Below are 20657 nucleotides of genomic sequence, written 5' to 3' on the forward strand. Positions count from 1 at the left end.
GGGGGTACAGGTTTGCCAAAACCTTCATAAATTCTTCAGACAGCGACAAAGGCAGCGCCTATCTTGACTGCGGGCTTTCTGACTTTGGCAGGTCCAGGACGAGCGCTGTTTCGAGTTCAGCGAGGGCCAAAGGGATCACTGAGCTGAGCGGAAGCTGCTCACCTTGCTCCCATTTCCGGGCGAATTCGTCGCTTCCGATGGCGAGTTCTGCTTCTCGGCTTGCCTCCTCAAGCCACAAGATGACAAAGGGGAATGATGCGGCGCCGATTGAAGACCGAAGCTGCTCAGATGCTCCCATCAGCATGACTTGTTGCGGAATATTTCCTTGGGCACCGGACACTTCGGCCGCCATGAAGATTGCGAAGGACAAGCCCCAAAGTCCGCCCAGTCTTTGGAAGATCTGGAATCCCTCACGGATAAGAGGAACCGCTTGGGTTCGCCTTCCCCTGTACCAGTGGGAGGCGGCGAGGGCGAGGGTGGCCCATCCTGCGAATTCGGGATCTAGATGCCGTTCGGAGACCGAGAGAGCCTTGCTGGCGAGGATTCCGGCTTGCTCGTATTGGCCACTGCTGAGAGCTACGGCACTCATAATGGCCATTGTTGAGAGCTCCAGCCATGGGTCTCGGACTGCTGTGGCGTGCTGGAGTGACTCCTGAAGAAGGCTGTCGGCTTCTTCAAGTTCTCCTTGGAACATCGAGCAAAGGCCGAGGAACTGCAGGGCGTGGGACAGTGAGGCTCGGTCTCCTGTTCCGCGGGCCAATCCCACGGCTTCTCTGCATGCGCTTACGGTCGTTTGAGGGTCTCCTTGAGCGACTGCGAGAGTTGCTGCTCCCAGCAGGACCCGGGTGCGGGACTCGTTGGATATCTCGTGATGCCCAGCCAGGATTTGGTCGATCCAACGCCGGCCTTCGCTGTAATGGCCGTGCAGGTCCCAAAATGGATACAGCGATCCTGCAATGCGCGCCGCCGTTTCGAAATCGCCTGTGTGTATTGCTGTTTCCAGCGCCGCCCGTAGGTTGTCATGGTCCGAGGTCAACCGATCCAGCCAGATCCGCTGGTCCGGGCCGCGCAAGGCAGGTGCGGCTTGTTCGGCCAGGGATCGGTAGTAGGCCGCATGAAGGACCTGCGTGCTTTCCAGTTTGTTGCTGCTTTGCAATCTCTCTGCGCCGAAGACCCGAAGGCTGTCGAGAAGACGATAGCGGCGCCCCGCCCCCGGCCGGTCCTCACTGACGACCAGGGATTTGTCCACCAGGCGGCTCAGGGTCAGGGCGACAGGCTCTCCTGGTTGTTCGTCCCAATCAACTACAGATTCTGCAGCTTCGAGAGTGAACCCTCCGACGAAGACAGCAAGATTATCGAATAGCTGTCGTTCGGCCAGATTCAGGAGCCCGTAGCTCCAATCCGCCACAGCCCGTAGTGTCTGGTGTCTGGCCACGGGGCTGTGGGTCGGCCGGTTGAGGAGATCGTATCGGTCGTTCAGTCGTTGCGAGATCATATGGACGTCCATTGAATTCATTAGCGCTGCGGCCAATTCGATAGCAAGGGGCAGTCCGTCCAGCCTTTGGCATATCGCGATTACGGCTTGGCTGTTGCTGTTATCGAGCCTGAATCCGGGTTGCAAGGTGGAAGCTCGTTCTACGAAGAGATTTACGGACTCTGATTGCAGCAGGGCAGGAAGTTCCGCGTCTTTGTCATCCGGAACATCGAGACCGGCGAGGGGTCGCAAGGCCTCTCCCGTTATACCCAATCGCTCCTGGGTAGTGGCCAGGATCGACACGTTTGGGCATGAACGAAGCAGACGGTAGGCGAGGGCAGAAACTTCGCCGACCAAGTATTCGCAACCATCGAGGATGAGGAGGATCTTTTCTTGTTGCAGACGATCTTCGATGACCTCTTCGATGGGAACGACAGGGTGTTCGGCCAGACCCAGGGTCTTTGCCAGCGTTAGAGCGGCTATCCCAGGCTGACCAAGAGGTGGAAGTTCAACGAGCCATACACCGTCGGGGAAATCCTCGAAAGCATTTAGTGCGACTTCGAGGGCCAGGCGGCTTTTCCCTGCGCCACCGCCCCCGACGAGCGTCACCAAGCGGTTTCCACTGAGCATTGCGCGGACCTCGTTGAGTTCCCACTCCCTCCCAACGAAGGATGTCACTTCGGCAGGGAGGTTATGCCTCGGCGGCTGAGTTGCAACGATAGGCAGGTCAAGATCGAGGGCTGGATCTTGCCGAAGTATTCTGAGATGAAGGTTTTGTAGCTCTTGGCCCGGGTCTATTCCCAGCTGCTCCGAAAGCAGCTCACGGGCCTTTTCGTAAGATCGAAGGGCCTCTCCCTGACGACCTGCCCGGTATTGCGCGAGCATAAGCTGAAACCAGAGGCCCTCGCGCAAAGGATGCTTTGCGACAAGCGGGCCTGCTTTGGTCACGACCTCGTTGTGTCGTCCGAGAGCTAGCGCGACAGCAAGCTCGTCTTCTAACGCCTGCAGATGGAGCGCTTGGAGATGTGCAGAAAGCGTCTCAGTAAAGGCTCGATCTTCGAATTCTTCGAAGGGAGATCCCCTCCAGAGAGCAAGTGCCTGTTCAAGAATGCGGTACGTAGCTAGAAACTCACCTCGCCGCAGAGAGTTCTGGCCTTGATCGAGCAGCCTTTCGAAGGCCCACGCATCAAGCTCATCCTGGGAAGTGATCAGGATTTGATACCCGGAGGAATGAGTCACGAGTCCGGAGAACGGCTTTTCCGGATCTGTTGTTAGGGCTTGGCGGAGCTCAGATACGCGGACTTGTAGTAACGCCCGCGCATTGTCCGGGGGCGTATCACCCCAAAAAGTATTCACTAGATAGTCCGTCGATAGGCGCTCTCCAGCGTGGGCAAGCAGGACAGCCAAAAGTAGCCTGATACGGGGTCCCTTTAACGAAAGCGTTACGCCAGATTCGACGGCTTCGATTGATCCTAGAATCCTGAATTGCATGACGTTCCCCTACCGGTGAACAGCGGAAGCGCCGAGCCAGTTTACGTCGCTCTACATCCTTCTAAACGGCGATCATCCAACTATTGTGGATGACATTACTCTCATCCTGGCCCTGTATACACGGGATAAGTGCATCGAATTGCTTCGACGCTGCCTCTACTCACCCCAGCTTCCGTTACGTGCCTCCCATGATTCTCCAGTCTTCGCGTAGGGCTCGCGGCCAAGGAGGAAAATAGGCTACTGGTTAGCGTTCTCAGCTCGCTTTCGTCCAACGATTCATGGTGGATGAGACTGCACCAGATCCGTGATCGATCTCCGGGATCGGCTTGCTCCACCACTGCTCCCACCACATCGCAGTCCCTATGGATCCCGAGGAGCCATTCGCCACTGCAAAGAAGTGCACAAGCCAGAGATAGCACCGCTTCCGGTGTCTTCTGCCCCTGCCCGACTCTTCACCCCACGCTAGGAAAAGACATGCAGTGAGGGCCCCTTTCCAAGGTGGCCCTCCCTGGTTCAAAACGCCCACGGCGTGAGGCGTGACCTCACAGGAGCCCCTTTCCGATCCACACGATCGGCCGGTACTCCTAGCGCATGTCAACCTGGACACCGTGCATCCAGCCCGTCTAGGGCTACAAGCTGGGCTCACCGCGGCCGCGACAGGTTACCTAAGCCCAGAGTTTACGGGTCCCGAGTGCCTATTTCCTGCTGCGAACTTCAGTGGTCCACCCTGACAGAAGAAGCCCTTTGACGTGAAGCTCCCTGCGCGAAAATGGGCCGAGCTCTTGGGGTGCCTGAGGCCTCCGGTAAAGGAGCCCGACGAATCGCCAACGCTTTGCAGACACTGGAGGGTCTCCAACTCATCAAACTTGACAAGGTGCATGGTGAGGCATCGTAAGTAACGCTGCTCGATGAGTCGGGCGACGGTTCGGACTACGAGGTTCCGTCGACGTCCTATTCGCGAGGCGGCTTGAAGCGAGCCTGTACTTCAAGGTCTCCAGCACGCTATGGACCTCCGGCGAGTTCCAGCAGCTGACTGCTCCTGGTCCGAAGAAACGGGTACGCAAGGTGAACCCAATCACCGGCGATCAGAGCAAACCGCAGCGGACAAAGCAGGCCAAGAAGTAGTCGACTCTTCTTGCTCCGGAAATATCCCCTGCCAACAAACAGAGGACCCCATGCCATCGGCAGGGGGTCCTCTGACGCTGTACTAACGCGACCGTCCAACTTCCCTTTGACGGGATGTCTTCGCTCGGGAAGAACCGCACCAACCCTATTTGTTGCTACCGCATGGTCCAGAGCTGGTTGGTCTGGTTGCTGCAGCTCCAGATCACCACTCGGGAGCCATTGGCCGTACTCCCCTGATTTACATCCAGGCATTTGCCCGACTGCTGCGCGACAAGCTGCCGGGTTACCTGGTTGTACGTCCACTTCTGGTTGGCGCCTCCCGTGCAGGACCATTGCTGCACCACTGCGCCGTTGTCGGTTGACTGGCCCTTGACGTCCAGGCACTTGCCGGAGTGGGCATTGACCAGTTGCCCCGAGGCGTCGAGGGTCCAGTTCTGGTTCGTGCCGCCGTCGCAGGTGTAGATATCAACCAGTGCACCGTCCCGGGTATCGAAGCCGAAGAGTCCAGGCATTTTCCGGATTGTGCGCCCAGGAGGGTCTGCGCTTGAGGCTGCGGTTCAGCCACAAGCTGCCAGTCCTGCGAACCGTCCGTACTTGCATTCTGCAAGGTCAGTGGCGAGCCGGCGGCAGACCCCGTCAGGAAGACATTCGTATTCTTGATTGCCTGGAAGCGGACGTAACCGTTTCCGTCATCGATGAGATTCCACAGACCCGGGCGGCTGTTATCGACCCATTGGCCGATCCGCTGCCCGACAGTGGCGCTTCCCGTCCAGATGGCGGCTTCACGGCCGCCCGATTTGTTGAGCAGTGTCTCGTTGCCGTCCGCCTTGGTCATTACGTGCCAGTACTGGGTGTCCGGGTTCTGCGCGGCGCCGGAGTTTTCCAGGACAACGTCAGGGACGTTCGCATTGCCGATGTTGGCATCGTTGGTGTTGTTCCCGGTGCCCATGACCTGGCCGGTCTTCCTGTTCACCAGTTGGTAGTAGGTGCCCGCCGAGTTCCCCAGATCGACCTCGCCGTGCCGGATAGTGGCCTGGGTACCGGCACCACCCCAGCTTGCCTGCAGGATAACCACGCGTCCCGTGCCCTTTACATATTGGAGGTTACGGCTGTAGCCACCCCCGAGCGGGGTCTGATACTCCGTCCAAACGCCGTCACTGCGTCCGCTGTCGTTGACCCAGACGTTTCCGCTGCCGGAGGAGTTGTAGACGATCCTCCCGTCAGGGAGAGTGATCAGGACCGGGATAAATGTTTCCGGCAAACTCCATAACAGTGGCATCAGCCGCAGGTTATTGCTGATTCGGGGGACCTATGAAGAGTGAGAGGGCTGTGAAGGTGGTGGAAGCTGAGGAGACAGTCATTCCGGCTTCCCCGACGGTCAGGCAGGCCACAATCTACGACGTCGCCGCTGCAGCAGGAGTCTCCCATCAGACGGTCAGCCGCTTCCTGCGCGGGTTTGAGGGGGTCCGGCCTCAAACCAAACAGCGGGTGGTTGATGCACTCGAGAAGCTCAACTACCGTCCCAACCTATCGGCCCGCTCACTAACAACTGGCGAGTCGCATCGGATCGGTGCCCTTACCCATGAGATAGGCCATTTCGGTCCGAGCAAAGTCCTGCAAGGCGCGAGTGCAGCGGCCAGGGAGGCCGGATACCTGCTCGACATCGTCACCCTGGATGTAAGCGACCGCGCTTCAATCGAGGAAGCACTTGCCCTCGTGATGCAGCACGATCTTGCCGGCGTCCTTGCCCTCGCCTCGACCGACGAGATGAGGGAGGCTTTCGAGAGAACCGAATTCCGCGTTCCGTCCTACATCGGGGCCGAGGAGGACGACGCTCTGAGAGGCCGTCCCTCACAGCTGACCACCGTTGGCTTTCCAGCGCTCATTGAGCACCTGGCATCCCTCTCGGTCACCGCAGGTTCCTTCACATCGCGGGGCCCACCACATTTCCGGCGGCACGAAACCGCGCGCGGGCTTTTGAGGCGGTAATCGCAGAACAAGGCCTCCAGTCCGAAGGAATCGTTTTCGGCGACTGGTCCGCCAGATCCGGGTACGAGGCTATTTCGCGAATGACCGCCGACCTCCGGGCTACCGCCGTCGTCGCTGCAAATGACCAGATGGCGCTCGGGGCCATACTCGCACTCTCCGAGGGTGGCTTCAGCGTCCCTGACGATATAAGCGTGACGGGGGTCGACGACATCCCGGAAGCTGCCTATTTCATGCCGCCCCTGACCACGATCCGTGTCGACTTCGCGGCGCAAGGTCGCGCGGCAGTCCACGAGCTGCTTGGGCAAATCAACCGCACCACCCATCTGCAGGGCGATGTCCTGGCCTCAGAACTCATATCACGGCGGTCCACGGGACGCGTTGCAGGAACGCTCAGCTAGCTCTGGATTCGGATGCTTCCGTTCCGCCGATGTTGTGCGACGCTGGTTGCATGGATCTTGAGGTGTTGCCAGCGCTCACGATTCCCGCCTCGGAACTTAGCTGGCGGTTCTCGCGTTCCTCCGGTCCTGGCGGTCAACACGTCAACACTTCCGATAGCCGCGTTGAACTCTCGTGGAACGTCGCCTCTTCTGCCGCGCTTTCGGACGCTCAAAGGCTGATGCTGCTCACGCGCCTGGAGCGACGCCTCATCGATGGTGTGATAACCGTGACAGCTTCCGAGCGGCGCTCGCAACTGCGCAATCGCGAGATAGCACTGGCCAAGCTTTCCGACCTCGTGGCGGAGGGTCTTGCTCCCGAGGCGGCTCCCCGCCGCGCAACCAAACCCACACGGGCATCGAACCGCCGTCGGCTGGCCGCAAAGGAACAGCGTTCGGCAACCAAGCAGCAACGGAAGCGGCCCTTTGCAGATTAGTCCAGGGACATTGGTGGGAATATAAACTGAGGGCACTCGGTTATGAGTATAGTCATCATTCTGGAGCGGATTGCTTGCGTTCATTCCACCGGGCAGAAACCGCGCAATGGTGACAGATCAATCTCTGCAGTGGCTGCGGAGACAACTTACAACCAGAAAGTTCGTGATATGCCTTCACTTAATGGAGCAGTCGTCCTGGTCACCGGGGCAAACGGCGGCATCGGAACCCACTTCGTGCATGATGCCCTTGCCCGCGGCGCAAGCAAGGTCTACGCCACTGCCCGTACGCCCCGCACTTGGGAGGACAAGCGCATCGTCCCGCTCACGCTCGACGTCACCGACCCCGCTTCCATTCAGGCCGCCGTCGAGACCGCGGGCGACGTCACTGTGTTGGTCAACAATGCCGGCGCCTCCCCGGCCAGCTTCGGCATCCTCATGCACACCGATGAGGAAATCCGGAACAATGTGGAGACGAACTTCCTCGGCCCGCTGTTTCTTGCCCGCGCATTCGCACCGATCCTGTCAGCGCAGAACGACTCCGTCATCATCGACATCCATTCGGCAATGAGCTGGTACGCCGTAGGCGGCATCTACAGCGCCACCAAGGCTGCCCTTTGGTCGGCCACCAACTCGCTTCGCCTGGAACTCGCCCCTGTAGGAGTCCATGTGGTGGGCGTCCATGTCGGATGGGTTGACACCGCCATGGCCGCGCACAGCACCGATCCCAAAACGGATCCGGCAGATCTTGTACGCACAATATTGGACGCCGTGGAAGCCGGCGAGTACGAGGTTCTTGCCGACGAGCTGTCCGTGCAGCTCAAGGCCGGACTCAGCGCCCCCATTGAGGCTCTCTACCCGCAGCTGGCTCAAGCCTAGGAATACTGCTGTGCCGTGGTCATGGCACGAACCCGTGACCACGGCACAAAATTCTTCAATCGGTGCCGCTGCCCGGCGGACCGGTGAGGACGGTGGGAACGTACTCAAGCAGTTGGAGCCGGCCGTCGAAGGTCCTGCTGTCCACCATTTCAAGGGCAACATCGGGATAGTCGTCGTAGATCCGCTCCCGACCGGTGCGGCCCGTGATGACCGGGAACACGACCAGCCGGAACCTGTCCACGAGGCCAGCGGTCAGCAAAGACCGGCAGAGGCTGAGGCTGCCGAGAGTGCTCAAGGGTTTGGTCCCGGTCCGTTTCAGCTCGGCTACAGCCTCCACCGCGTCTCCTGTGACCAGCTCAGAGTTCGGCCAGGTCAGCGGCGCCTGCAGGGTGGAGGAGAAGACGATCTTGGGCACGGCCGCAAGGCCGGTGAGGCTGGCGCCCTCGGTTTCAGAGAATGCCGAGTCTTCAGCGGCGGCCTGCTCTGACATCCCGGACATCAGCCGGTAGGTGTTCGCTCCGAAAAGGAAGGTGTAGTTCTTCTCCCCCTCCTGCTCAAGCCAAGCCAGGTATTCGGGCCCTTCGAGGCCCCACCAACCGGGCCACCCCTCCGCCGAGGCATATCCGTCCAGGGAAATAATGAGATCGACCATTAGCTCCGATGATGCATCTGTTGTTGCCTCGCCCATGGCCATCTCCTCGATCCAATCGACGCCGGACCGTACATCCGTACGTCACTCCAAGTCCGTTTAGTACTCAGCCAGGAGACTGCGAGTCCGTGTTCGCGGTTTCCTTCGCGTCGGCTGCTGCCTTCATGTACGACGCCGAAACCCGCCGGTAAACCGGGGTCAGGAAGGCCAGCAACGCGGCTACCACCATGATGATCCCTGCGATCAGGAACACCAGGGCAATTCCGCGGGAGACGCCCTCGCCCAGCAGCGGGGCCAGCTGCGCAGCACCCTCCCCGGACCGCGCGTACGGGATGATCCAGAACTGGGCGATCGGCGCAATAAGGAACGCGGTGATCGGTGCTGCAGCGGATTCGAAGGCCATGGCAAATCCGAACACCCTGCCCTGCCGTTGCAGCGGCACCACCTGCTGGATGACCGTCTGCTCCGCAGCCTCCACCAAGGGGATGAGAACCAAGTACAGCCAGATTCCTGCGATGTACAGCCAGGCCCACTCCCGCACCGTGAACACAGCACCGAGGACTCCCATGACCACCACGGCGCAAAGCATGGTCCGCAATGGGTTGGCCCCGAGCCCGAACTTGCCCACCAGCGCTCCCCCTATGATGAAGCCGGTGGACCCCAGCGCGAAGACAGCTCCCCATATTTCCACCGGGAACATTTCCAGGCCATAGGGATCCATCAGCGCCATGTAGACGCCGCCGATGAAGTTGTTGAACGTGGAGAAGAGGATCAGCGCGAAGAGTCCGGCGATGGCCAGCACGGCGGCAATGGAACCGCGCAGGTCGAACGCACCATGAGCGTCCGTAGAGGCCACCCGCACTTCCTCCGGCATGCGCAGAGTGAGCAGGTGTGCGAAGGCCAGCACTGTGAGAGCTATGGCGACGACTACAGTCCAGCCCATGCCCAGCAGCCCGATGGACAGTCCGGAGAGCACAGAGGTGACAATAAACGCCAGCCCCTGCACCATCCCCACCATTCCATTGGCGTTTGCCCGCCGGTCGGGATCGATGAGGATGGTGACAATGGTTGAAAGAGCCACGTTGCGCATGTTCTCCACCACCGCCCCGACGAGGATGATCAGCGTGAACAGCCAGAACCACGGCTGTGTCAGGTCCAGCAGCTGTGGGGTGGGCGTCAGCAGGAACATGACTCCGGACAGCACGAACATCACCAGGGTGAAGCCCGCGGCGAACCGCATCACGGCAAGTTTGCGGTATCGGTCCACGAACGTGCCGAAGCTGATGCTGGAAAGGGCAATCAGTAGCATATACGCACCGCCGACTACCCCCGTGGCGATCACGTTGCGCGTTTCCAGATAGACCCAAAACGTCAGCGCGAACCACAAGTAGCTGGTGGTGATGTTAGCCAGAGCCGTGTTGACCAGGATCCCTGCGAAAGTGCGGGAACGCTCTGCCGGACTTCGCAAGGAAGTGTCGACGGCGTCCGGATCAGTTAAGTGTGAGGACTCACCGTTCTCGACCTGTGTGGAGGTTGAGGACCCGTCCTCAGGAAGGATCCCATCGCTTTCTGGAGCTTCAGCGGCCCTGCGCGAGGCCGGTTCCTGCTCGGTCATGCGTCCCAGTGTAGTGACAACCACCGGGCGCGGACAGTGCAATGTGGACACCGTTTCCAATTTCGTCAGAGATTCAGCAAGCTTGATAAGGGGCTCAGTTAAGGTGCGATCGTGACGCACCCCCGCAGCGCAGAAAGGCCCACAAGCGTGCCAAGACCAGAACGGTCACACAATCCGTTGGTTCGTAAGTTCCTCAAGGGCAGCCCAAAGAACCATTCGGCTGCCAGAGGACGCGGCGAGTTCAAACCTGTGGAGCCGGCCGCTCGACGGAACGGGGTGCCGGTCCTCGGCGAGGATCAGGTCTACGTGATCAAGTACGGAACGGATTACCACAGGGCGTGGTGCCGGATTGTCGCCGATGCCTGGGACCACGCACCCAGGGGCCTCCACGTGACCCTGTTGGCTGACGTCGGCGAGCGGAGCCGGTGCATGGAATGCGACGTGCTCATGGAGAAGATGTCCTCGGCGCCGGAAAACGAACTGCAACCCCACCCCTCACCGCAACTCCCTCCGTCGGACGCCTTGATCCCGTTGAAGGTCATCGGGGTTGCCCATGGAATCCTGTTCCTGGCGGCAGGGCAGGAACATCAGGAACGCCTCAACGAGACCGCGGTGGAACCCGCCACCCCTCTGTCCGTAGACGGACGGCGTGACGGCATGGTGGTGCGGCTGGATGCCACCCGCACCGAACCACTCCTGGTTGTCCAGTTGGATCCGCGGGCCACGGTCAGGGAGGGGCCATATCAAATGCACCTGCGGCGGCCACTCCAGCGGTCGGCCACCAAACCCTATGCCGCTGAGTCGGTCGAACCTGCACTGCGGCTGTAGGCCTTCATCCAGCCAACCGCATAGCCGCTACCCCTGGCTGATATCGACGCCCGTGATCGGCAAGCCCGCGCGCTCGTATACAAGAGAGACAGCGCCCTTCGGGAACGCCTGCGGCGGCTGCGCGAACCGGAACGCCGCCGGGACACCCGTGCCGTCCGCGAACAACCGCTTGCCTGATCCGAAGGTAAGCGGATAGAGGAAGAGGTTCAGCCGGTCGACGAGGTCAGCTTCGAGCAGCGATCGTGCGAGATGGCCGCTGCCGATGACGTGAATGTCCTCAAACTGCTCCTTCACGGCCGCCACCTCCGCGACCTCCGGCAGCGCCGTCGTGTTTTCCCATTCAGGATCGGTCAGGGAACGTGAGACGACGAACTTAGGCAGTGCGTTGAACGTCACCGCAATCGGGTCATCCTCGCCCCTGGTGGGCCAGAATCCGGCGAAGATGTCGTAGGTTTTGCGTCCGAGCAGGAGGGCGTCCATGCGGTCTATGCCGACGCCGATCGCCTCGCCGGTCTCGTCGTCGAAATAGGCGCCCTGCCAGCCGCCGAATTCGAAGCCGCCCTCGCGATCCTCATCGGGACCGCCGGGCGCCTGATACACGCCGTCGAGGGTGATGAACAGGTCAACGGAGAGGATTCCCATGGTGCGCTCCTTCACATGAACGGCGACCGATGCCGCCTCCGCCTGTGGGCTGATCGGCGCCCTGAATCGCACCGCTCGCTGTCAGATTAGCGAGCAACGGACGGCAGGTCGAGAGATCTGCGTTGGCCCCGTGGTTATGGTTCGGCGGGCGCCGCCTGCCGGACTGTCGCAGGTTGCTTGGCCGGCAGCAGGGGCGCGAAGAACGCAGCCAGTTCCGCCGTCGCCGTCAGTGGCAGGACGTTGGCCACATACTGGTCCGGGCGGACCACAATAACGACTCCCCCACGGTCAAGGCCGCGCAGTTCGAAGATGTCTGCACGGGGATCCGTGGCATAGACCTTCTCGTAGTCCGTGAGCTTGAACGGGCCTACCTGGGGCTTGAAGACCGTGGGAACCGTGCCGATGTCGATGGCGGCATGCTCTTGCTGGTAAATCACCTTCAGATCGAACCAGGCATCAGGATCCGCGTCCGACGGCGTTGCGGCCAGCGGCGATTCCGGCGAGTTCGCGATCCACTCGGCAAACTGTTCGGTAGGGGACGCTGCCCCCTCCTGAGCAGTTTCCGGCTTTCCGGACGGGATGGCCGGATCTGCAAAGACGTAAATGCGCCAGCGTCCGTCCGCCCTCGCATGGTGGCCGAGGTGTATCGGATTGGTGTCCCCGACCCTCACCACGGGAGCAGACTTAAAACGCTTGCCCACGGTGAAACCCGTTGCCAGGTGCTGGTGCTTGGCAGGGGCCACCAGCATGGACGGCGCGTACTCGGTCATGAATCCGGCGGGGAACTCCGCGGTGGCCACATAGAAGTCCTCCAGGTCCGAGGGGTGTTCAAACTCCTCTGGCTTTTTGGCCATCATGGTGGACCACTCTTTGTCGAAGTCGATGAGGTTTTTGGCCACCACCTGCCGCTCGGCGGAGTAGGTGGACAGCAAGCACTCCGGACTCCGTCCCTCAAGCACGTGCCCGAGCTTCCAGGCCAGGTTAAAGCCGTCCTGCATGGACACGTTCATGCCCTGGCCGGCCTTTGCGCTGTGAGTATGGCACGCGTCGCCGGTGATGAATACCCGCGGCGTACGCGTTCCGCGCTGCTCCGGGAGGACGTCGTCGAACCTGTCAGTGAGACGGTGGCCCACCTCGTAGACGCTGTGCCAGGCGACGTTGCGCACATCCAGCGTGTAGGGGTGGAGGATGGCGTTGGCCTTGCCGATGATCTGCTCGATGGTGGTGCTGCGAACGGCTCCCTTGTTCTGCGGGTCCACCTCACCAAGATCGACGTACATCCGGAACAGATGCCCGCCTTCGCGCGGAATCAGCAGGATGCTGCCGCCCGCTCCTGATTGGATCGCACACTTCGTACGGATATCAGGGAAGTCGGTAACGGCGAGGGCATCCATAACGCCCCAGGCGTGATTGGCCTGATCCCCGGCGAGGGTGCAGCCGATGGATTCCCGCACCTTGCTCCGGGCACCGTCCGCCCCCACCACGTACTTGGCCCGGACGGTTCGCTCCTGGCCCTCCTTGGGTCCGGCCGTGTGGAGAAGGGTCACCGTGACCGGGTACTCACCCGTGTTGGTGACCTCAAGGCTGCGGAACTCGAAGCCGTAGTCCGGGGACATACGCGTGGGCGAATTTCCCATGAACTCGGCGAAGTAATCCAACACGCGGGCCTGGTTGACGATCAGGTGAGGGAACTCGCTGACGCCGGCCGCATCGTCAACCGCACGGGCTGTCCGGACGATTCGGGACGGGTCAGCGGGATCCGGCTTCCAGAACGCCATTTCGGTGATCCGGTATGCCTCGGCGGTGATCCGTTCGGCAAAACCAAAGGCCTGAAAGGTTTCCACGCTGCGGGCCTGGATGCCATCAGCCTGCCCGATAGCAAGCCTCCCCGCCCGGCGCTCGACGATGCGTGTGGTGACGCCAGGAAACTGCGAAAGTTGAGCTGCGGTGAGCATGCCGGCAGGCCCGGTACCGACGATCAGCACGTCGACCTCATCCGGAAGCTCGTCGGGCCGGTTGATGCCGACGCCGGCCGCCGGCTGGATCCGCGGGTCTCCGGATACGTAACCGTGGTGGTGGAACTGCACGGGCTTTCCTCACTTCACTGTGTGGCGATTTGAATCTGGACCATGTTCTATAATTGAACTCATGTTTCTATAGTTGAAACATCGGCTTGATCCAATACTTTACGGCACATGTGTTGAGAACAACAAGGGATGCAGATTCCTGCATCCCTTGTTTTCCAGCCTGTTTTCTTACTTTGCTGCCAACTCCAATTCGGGCTCCGTCACCGCCGATGCTGCTCCGAGCGCAATGGTGCGGGTGGTAACAGCGGCGGCAAGGGCGTCGTCGTGCGTTACCAACACCAGCGCACACTCCAGCTTGTCCACCTGCTCCATCAGGCACATCATCGTCTCTTCCTGGGTGATGAGGTCCAGGCGGGAGGTGGGCTCATCGGCAAACACGAGGACGGGCTCCAGGAGCATGGATCTGATAATGGCGATCCGCTGAAGTTCCCCGCCCGATATCTGCCCTGGCCTGCGGTGAAGCAGCTCGGGGGCAAGCCGCAATGAACCCATCAGTTCCTCCAGGCGTGCGTGGTCCAGACCGTTCCGGCGCACCACGTCCCCCAGCGAGTCGGCCAAGGAGACACGCGCGGGAAAAGCAAGGGCGGGATCCTGGTACAGCTTTTGGAGCCTCCCCCGCTGCAGGAGGTTGGAGTGCTGGACAGTTCCGACGTCGGCGGGAAGAAGCCGGAGCAGTACATTGCCCAGTGTTGTTTTTCCGCTTCCGCTCGGGCCGCTTAGGGCAACCCGCTCCCCGGCTCTGACTTCAACGGACAGATCGGCGAAGAGCTCTTGATCGCCGAAGGATTTTCCGAGGCCTGTACCAGACACCAGCACAGTGCCCGAACTTTCCAGGGATCCTCGGTTCCCACCTTCGGCAGGCACGGTCCCTTCCGAGGCGTTCCTCATCCACTGATGCCTCCAGCGTGAGGGTTCGGCAGCCAGGAGGCGGCGGGTATAGGGGTGCACCGGATTGGCGAGCACTTCACCGGCTGCCCCCTTCTCCACCACGTGGGCGTCCTTCATGACCAGAACCTCCCCGCCCAGATCGCGCGCCAGATCAAGGTCGTGGGTGATGGTCAGGAGGATTCCGCCACTTTTGATATGGGTTCTGAGCAGTTCCGCCAGCTCGGCCCGGGCGTGTTTGTCCAGGCCCTTGGACGGCTCGTCTGCGATGAGGACGGGAGCTCCGCCGATGGTTGCGGCGGCGAACGCAACCCTCTGGGCCATACCGCCCGAAAGTGTATGCGGGAACGCCGTCGAAGCGTGCTTCAGCCCCAGGGAGGTCAGCAGGTCGTCCGCGGCGCGTAGGGCACCGTGTTTGTCCGTCCTGAAGGTGGGAGCGCCCTCAGCCACCTGGTCCCTGGTCCGCATTGTGGGGTCCAGGGCAAGCACGGGCTCCTGGGGCAGAAGGGACATGGTTCGCCCCCAAAGCCTGCGCCTGTTCGCCTGATCGCTGACGTCGTACACCTGGCCGTCCACAGTCAGGCTTCCCTGTGCCTTGAGGTTATGCGGGAGCGTGCCCATGATTGCGTGGGCGAGCAGGGATTTACCGGAACCGCTTTCGCCGACAATTGTTACGGGCTTGCCTGGCTCGAAGTCCAGTTGGGCGGTCTCGACCAGGACCTTGCCCCCGTGGCTGACTACGAGGTGGTTAAGGCGCAAACTCATGCGGGGGACTCCTTGCTTCTCAGGCCCAGGAGCCCGATCAGGATGGTGGTGAGAACCAGGACCGGCGCCAATGCCATCCAGGGTGCTTCGTGGTAGAAGGGGAACGCCTCGGTGATCATCAAGCCAAGCTCGGGAGTCGGCGGGCGGACGCCGATCCCCACGAAACCCAGTGTTGAGAGTGCAAGGATGGAAGAGCCGACGCCGAATGTGGCCATGGTGGTCAGCAATGGGCGGAGCTCAGGCAAGAGGTGCCGTCGGATGATGTGGACAGGGCCGAGCTGGAGCAGGCCGGCAGCTTCCACCGCCGGTCCAGCCAGGACCAGTCCGCTCCGGGCCCGGACCATCCGGAAATATTCCACCCACTGCGCCAAAGCCAGCCCCAGGCAGAGAGTCCACAGATCGCCGTTGGCTATGGCCGAGACGACGAGAACCACTAGAAGGGCTGGGAGCGCGATGAAGACCTCGGACAAGCCGTGCAGCACCGAATCGATCCAGCCGCCGCGCCAGGCAGCAGCGATGCCCGCGAGCGATCCGAAGAGCAGGGCAGCACCCACGCACAGCACGGCCATCACAAGGGAGAGCTGAGTGGCGTGGGCCAGCCGCGCAATGACACTGCGGCCCAAATGGTCACGGCCAAGCGGTTCGCTGGCGCCCGGAGCCTCAAGGAACCGGGACAGGTCCTGTACGGCGTGCCCCGGCCAGATCAGCGGGCCGGCCACGGCGAAGATGACCAGGACGGCCAGAAGCCCGGCTGAAACGAGTTGGGTTGCGGAACTCGCAGCCAGCCATTTCGGTCCTTTCGAATCCCCTGCTGGTGCGGGAAGAAGTTCTTGCATAGCGACGGCATTGGTCACAGTACTGCCTCCTTGTGGCGGGGCCGCGGATCCACAGCTGCTGTCGCGAGGTCCACGAGGGTGTTCATGACGACAACAAGCAGGGCCAGCGCCAGCGCTGCGGCCTGGACCATGGGGATGTCCCGCCAGAAGATCGCGTGGACGAGCGCATGTCCCAGACCGGGCCACGCGAAGAGGCTTTCAACCACCACAACACCTTCGATGAGAACCAGGATCTGGACGCCCACGTAGGCGATCAAAGTCACGCCGGTGTTTCGGATGACATGCCGCACGAACACAAGCCAGCTGCCCAGGCCTTTAGTGTCCGCAAAGCGGACGTAGTCCGATTGCCGGATCTGTGCCATTGTGTCGCGGGTGACGCGCGCGAAGAGCCCGGAGAGACCGACTGCGAGCGTTGCTGCAGGAAGCACGATGTTGTTCGCTTCTCCATGCCCCGCCGCCGGGAGTACGCCCAGATGGACGGCAAAAAGCAGGATCAGGACCAGTCCGAGCAGGAAGGGCGGCAGCGCACGTGTGACAGACACCCACACTGTGGTGAGCCGGTCAAGGATGCCACCCGGCCGGGCCGCTGCCAGGGCTCCCGCCGTCGTCCCCACAATCAGTGCAAGAACCAGCGCAACTGCAGCCAACTGCAGGCTGCTGGAAAGATTGAGCCCAAGCTCCCCAGCCACGCTTGCCCCAGTTACCAGGGAGTTGCCGAGGTTCAGGGATACCAGGCCGCCGAGCCAGTCGAGGAACTGCAGCCAGGCAGGCTGGTCAAGGCCCAGTTCAGCGCGGACACTGTCCGCTGACGCGGCCGTCACCTGGTCATATCCATACCTGCCGGCGGCAATCCGGAAGGCGATGTCGCCGGGAAGGCTTTGCACCATAGCGAAGCAAGCAGTGGAGACGAGTACAACCACTCCCGCCGCCTGGAGTGCCCGGCGCCCAAGAACCCGGGCTGTGGTGCCGAGGGCTGAATGGAGAGAGGGCCCGGCGGAGCTGCCGGGTTCAGTGGTCGCTTGGGTAGTCGGTTTGGTAGTCAAAGAGAGCATTCCCGCCCCTTCCTACTTCTTCCAGGTCAAGTCGGTCAGACGCCATGAGCGTTCGAGTGGATCCAGGACGAGACCTTCAACCCGTGGGCTGACCACAGCGCTCTGCCGGTACCAGGCCACCGGAATGACGGGCAGCTGGGTCTGCAGGATCTCGTTCACTTTCCGGCGGTTCTCCGCCGCTTTGTCAGCGTCCTTGCCGCTGGCAAGGGCGTTCAGGGCTTCGGTGAGGGCGGGGTCATTCCAGCCCATGGCGCCGAAGTCCGAACCTGCGGGCGCAAAATCTTCAGCCAGGGTTACCAGCGCATCCGGAACGAGTGCGTAGTTGCGGGAGTAGAGCGCCAATTCCAGAGAGCCGTCCTTGTGCCCGGCCGGAATTTCGCTGGAGTTGCCCACTTTTACGTCCAGGGCAATCCCCAGTTCCTTCAGTTTGGCTTGGATGGCTGTTGCCAGGATGGGTAGTTCGGGGCGGTCCGGGAAGGTACGCAGGGTCACTGAAAACTTCTTGCCGTTGCGTTCCAGAATGCCATCGCTCCCCGGAGCCCATCCGGCTTCAGCCAGCAGTTTCCGGGCTTCGGCTGGATCATGGGTCAGCGGTGTGGCCGAGTCCTGGTGCCACTCCGGCAGCGAAGGCGGGAAGAGCTGGGTGGCTGCCATCTCGCGGTCCCGCAGCAATGCTGTGGCCATCGCTTCCCGGTCCAAGGCAAGGCTCAGGGCCCGCCGGACTTTCACGTCGCCCAGCATTTCGTGGCCGGCGTTGACCTTCAGCAGGATGGAGCGGGGCAGGGTTACGGAAGCAATATCCACCTTGCCTGCCTGCTTGATCCGCTGCAGGCTGGTTGGGTCCATCCCGAAGGTGACGTCGGATTGGGCGCTTTCGGCCATGAGTGCCCGGCTCTCAGCTCTCCCGACGGCCTGGTAGGTGACCTCGGAGATGGCTGGCTTTTTGCCCTGCCACTGCTCGAAGGCAGCCACGTCAATGTGGGCAGGCTGCTCGATGTGTTTGACCTCATAGGGCCCTGAACCGACCACCTTAGTTACCGATCGGTCCGCGCCGTAGGAGCTCGGCGCAAGGATCTGTGTGCTTGTGTGGGCCAAGACTGCAGGCAAGGGCGCATATGGTGCCGTGAGATCCACCCGGAGAGAATCACCAACCGCGGAGATCCCCTTGACGGGAACCGTCGCCAGCGGAGTACCGGCCTTGCCCTGTGCAATGTTCAGCGAAGCGGCTGCCGCCTCGGCTGTCACTGCCGTGCCGTCATGGAAGAGGGCGCCGGAGCGGAGGGTAAAGCTCCAGGACAGCCCGTCAGCGGAAACATCCCACTTTTCGGCAAGTCCCGCTTGGAGGACGCCCTTAACATCGGCGTCAACCAGCGTTTCGGCCACCTGCAAGCGTGTGAAGAAGCCGCCCGCCGTCGACGGATCGAGGCTGTGCAGTTCGAACTGCCCCACCACCCTCAGCGGCTTGTCGGCCGCAGGGCTTTCGCTACCTGCCGCTGCGCACCCCGTCATCATCAATAATGCAACGACGGACGCGCCCGTCGCCCTCATCCTCTGCCAGCCCATTTTTTCCAGTTCCTTCTGTATTGCAAATCCGTATGGTTCGACCCAACACACTAGATGCAAACCATTATCATTAGCAATTTACGACCATCGGAACTGTTCTGGGAGTCACATGATTTGGGCTCACGTCGCCAGCCTGGCCGGGGGTTGGTCAGCGAGGCGAGGGTGGGGGTTAGTTGGAGGGGAAGTTGTAGGAGGCGCCGGAGGCGTGGGTGGGTTCGGGCCAGCGGGAGGTGACCACTTTGCCGCGGGTGTAGAAGGAGACGCCTTCGGGGCCGTAGATGTGTTTGTCCCCGAAGAGTGAGGCTTTCCACCCGCCGAAGGAGTGATGCGCCACCGGCACCGGCAAGGGCACGTTGATCCCGATCATGCCCACATCCACCGACCGCTGGAACTTCCGGGCGTTCGCCCCGGAGGAGGTAAAGATCGCGGTGCCGTTCCCGTACGGGTTCGCGTTGATCAGGGCGATCCCCTCCTCCAGGCTGTTGACCCGCACGACGACGAGCACAGGTCCGAAGATCTCCTCCGTGTACGCGCTCATCCCGGTCTTGACGTGGTCGATCACGGTCGGGCCCACCCAGAACCCGTCCTCGTGCCCGGGAACCACCAGGTCCCGGCCATCAACCACCATCGCGGCCCCGGCCGTTTCGGCTTCGGTGACGATCCGCACGATCCTGTCCCTGGACTCCGGCGTGATCACCGGCCCCATCTCCGCCCCGGACACCGTCCCGTTATCGACCTTCACAGCCAGGGCCCGCTCCTGAACCTTTTCCACCAGCAGGTCAGCGGCGTCCCCCACGGCCACCGCGACGGAAATCGCCATGCACCGCTCCCCGGCCGAGCCGAACGCGGCCGCGGCCAGATGATCGGCGGCGTTATCCAGATCAGCGTCCGGCAGGATGATCGCATGGTTCTTCGCCCCGCCCAGCGCCTGGACCCGCTTGCCATGCTTCGTGGCCGTCTCATGCACATACCGGGCAATCGGAGTGGACCCGACAAAAGAAATCCCGTCCACATCAGGGTGGGTCAACAACCCGTCCACGGTGTCCTTCCCGCCATGCAGAACCTGGAACACCCCGTCCGGCAACCCCGCGTCCTTCCACAGCTTCGCGAGCAGCATCGACGCCGACGGATCCCGCTCCGAAGGCTTAAGGATGAACGCGTTCCCCGTCGCGATCGCCATCGGCGCCATCCATAACGGCACCATCACCGGGAAATTAAACGGCGTGATCCCCGCAACCACACCCAACGGCTCCCGGAACGAAAACACATCAATGCCCGTGGACACCTGGTCCGAGTAGTCGCCCTTAAGGAGCTGCGGGATGCCGCAGGCGAACTCGATGACTTCCAGGCCGCGGCCGATCTCGCCCTTGGCGTCGGAGAGGACCTTGCCGTGCTCGGCAGTGATCAGTTCGGCGAGATCGTCCACGTGGGAGGCGACGAGTTCGCGGAACTTGAAGAGCACGGCGGTGCGCTTGGCGAGGGAGATGTCACCCCAGCTGTCGGCGGCGGCACGCGCCGCTGCCACCGCCGCATCCAAATCAGCACGATTCGCCAACCGCAACTCCCCCGACACAGCACCAGTCGCAGGATTGTAAACAGGCTGGGTACGGTCACCCATACCCGGCGTTTCCGCACCATTGATGAAGTGATTGATGAGAGTGATGGTTGATGTTGTCATAACCGGATCCTTTATAAGGGGAGGAGGGTTGAAGCGAGCTGGAGTGCAGCGGAACAGCGGGTCTCTTGTAAAATAGGAGTCCGTGCTACTAAACACAAATTTAGTGGGACTAATTGCTAACAGTGTGGGCTCTACCGCGGGGCAGTGTCAAGACCACGACTGGTCACCTTGACAGCTTCGAACCGCCGGAGCCACACTGTTCCTGGCTACTCAGCTAAATATTTGTTTAGT

At 61.6% G+C, this 20657-nt stretch carries 17 protein-coding genes and 1 pseudogene; 6 read left to right on the forward strand and 12 right to left on the reverse strand.

Translation table 11 applies throughout. The annotated features are described in order from the left end of the window. Positions 1–58: 58 nt before the first annotated feature. The 3 genes and pseudogenes from M1E02_RS11495 to M1E02_RS11505 form a co-directional block, all read right to left on the reverse strand. Positions 59–2152: an ATP-binding protein gene (locus M1E02_RS11495; protein WP_479378137.1), complete on the reverse strand. Its 2094-nt coding sequence runs from the start codon at positions 2150–2152 to the stop codon at positions 59–61. Between the two features lie 135 nt (positions 2153–2287). After that, a pseudogene (locus M1E02_RS11500) lies at positions 2288–2965 on the reverse strand (AfsR/SARP family transcriptional regulator); the annotation flags it as partial. Positions 2966–4245: 1280 nt separating this feature from the next. Then, a complete protein-coding gene (locus M1E02_RS11505) occupies positions 4246–4602 on the reverse strand; it encodes an RICIN domain-containing protein (protein ID WP_479374400.1) in 357 nt (118 codons plus the stop codon). A gap of 32 nt (positions 4603–4634) precedes the next feature. Between M1E02_RS11505 and M1E02_RS11510 the strand changes: the two genes are divergently transcribed. From M1E02_RS11510 to M1E02_RS11530, 5 genes are all read left to right on the forward strand, one after another. Then, positions 4635–5360, forward strand: coding sequence for a hypothetical protein (locus tag M1E02_RS11510; protein WP_479374401.1), 726 nt, complete (start codon positions 4635–4637; stop codon positions 5358–5360). A gap of 41 nt (positions 5361–5401) precedes the next feature. Beyond that, positions 5402–6079 carry a LacI family DNA-binding transcriptional regulator gene (locus M1E02_RS11515; RefSeq protein ID WP_479374402.1) on the forward strand — a complete coding sequence of 226 codons (678 nt, stop codon included), beginning with the start codon at positions 5402–5404 and terminating at the stop codon, positions 6077–6079. Next, complete coding sequence (locus M1E02_RS11520; protein ID WP_479378138.1) at positions 6019–6477, forward strand: substrate-binding domain-containing protein; 459 nt, start codon at positions 6019–6021, stop codon at positions 6475–6477. The genes M1E02_RS11515 and M1E02_RS11520 overlap by 61 nt, the downstream gene beginning before the upstream one ends. A 50-nt stretch (positions 6478–6527) precedes the next feature. Further along, on the forward strand, positions 6528–6950 hold the full coding sequence (arfB, locus tag M1E02_RS11525; RefSeq protein ID WP_479374403.1) for an alternative ribosome rescue aminoacyl-tRNA hydrolase ArfB: 423 nt from the start codon (positions 6528–6530) through the stop codon (positions 6948–6950). 168 nt (positions 6951–7118) lie between these two features. Next, the gene (locus tag M1E02_RS11530; RefSeq protein ID WP_479374404.1) at positions 7119–7826 is read left to right on the forward strand and encodes an SDR family oxidoreductase; all 708 of its coding nucleotides are present in this window, start codon (positions 7119–7121) and stop codon (positions 7824–7826) included. Positions 7827–7881: 55 nt separating this feature from the next. Here the strand turns inward: M1E02_RS11530 and M1E02_RS11535 are convergent, their stop codons facing one another. Continuing rightward, the gene (locus M1E02_RS11535) at positions 7882–8514 is read right to left on the reverse strand and encodes a dihydrofolate reductase family protein (RefSeq protein WP_479374405.1); all 633 of its coding nucleotides are present in this window, start codon (positions 8512–8514) and stop codon (positions 7882–7884) included. Positions 8515–8581: 67 nt separating this feature from the next. Then, positions 8582–10090 carry an MFS transporter gene (locus M1E02_RS11540; RefSeq protein ID WP_479374406.1) on the reverse strand — a complete coding sequence of 503 codons (1509 nt, stop codon included), beginning with the start codon at positions 10088–10090 and terminating at the stop codon, positions 8582–8584. 147 nt (positions 10091–10237) lie between these two features. Between M1E02_RS11540 and M1E02_RS11545 the strand changes: the two genes are divergently transcribed. Next, complete coding sequence (locus M1E02_RS11545) at positions 10238–10918, forward strand: hypothetical protein (protein WP_479374407.1); 681 nt, start codon at positions 10238–10240, stop codon at positions 10916–10918. 27 nt (positions 10919–10945) lie between these two features. Here the strand turns inward: M1E02_RS11545 and M1E02_RS11550 are convergent, their stop codons facing one another. The 7 genes from M1E02_RS11550 to M1E02_RS11580 form a co-directional block, all read right to left on the reverse strand. Next, positions 10946–11560: a dihydrofolate reductase family protein gene (locus M1E02_RS11550; protein WP_479374408.1), complete on the reverse strand. Its 615-nt coding sequence runs from the start codon at positions 11558–11560 to the stop codon at positions 10946–10948. A gap of 134 nt (positions 11561–11694) precedes the next feature. Then, a complete protein-coding gene (locus M1E02_RS11555; protein WP_479374409.1) occupies positions 11695–13647 on the reverse strand; it encodes an FAD-binding monooxygenase in 1953 nt (650 codons plus the stop codon). A gap of 168 nt (positions 13648–13815) precedes the next feature. Beyond that, positions 13816–15297: an ABC transporter ATP-binding protein gene (locus M1E02_RS11560; protein WP_479374410.1), complete on the reverse strand. Its 1482-nt coding sequence runs from the start codon at positions 15295–15297 to the stop codon at positions 13816–13818. Further along, complete coding sequence (locus M1E02_RS11565; protein WP_479374411.1) at positions 15294–16151, reverse strand: ABC transporter permease; 858 nt, start codon at positions 16149–16151, stop codon at positions 15294–15296. The genes M1E02_RS11560 and M1E02_RS11565 overlap by 4 nt, the downstream gene beginning before the upstream one ends. Beyond that, positions 16148–17185 (reverse strand): ABC transporter permease, encoded by a 1038-nt coding sequence (locus tag M1E02_RS11570; protein WP_479374412.1) that lies wholly within the window; start codon positions 17183–17185, stop codon positions 16148–16150. The genes M1E02_RS11565 and M1E02_RS11570 overlap by 4 nt, the downstream gene beginning before the upstream one ends. A 12-nt stretch (positions 17186–17197) precedes the next feature. Further along, on the reverse strand, positions 17198–18748 hold the full coding sequence (locus M1E02_RS11575) for an ABC transporter substrate-binding protein (protein ID WP_479374413.1): 1551 nt from the start codon (positions 18746–18748) through the stop codon (positions 17198–17200). Between the two features lie 169 nt (positions 18749–18917). Continuing rightward, positions 18918–20426, reverse strand: coding sequence for a CoA-acylating methylmalonate-semialdehyde dehydrogenase (locus M1E02_RS11580; protein WP_479374414.1), 1509 nt, complete (start codon positions 20424–20426; stop codon positions 18918–18920). Positions 20427–20657 lie beyond the last annotated feature (231 nt).

This window comes from Arthrobacter sp. Z5-13 (genome assembly GCF_056499105.1).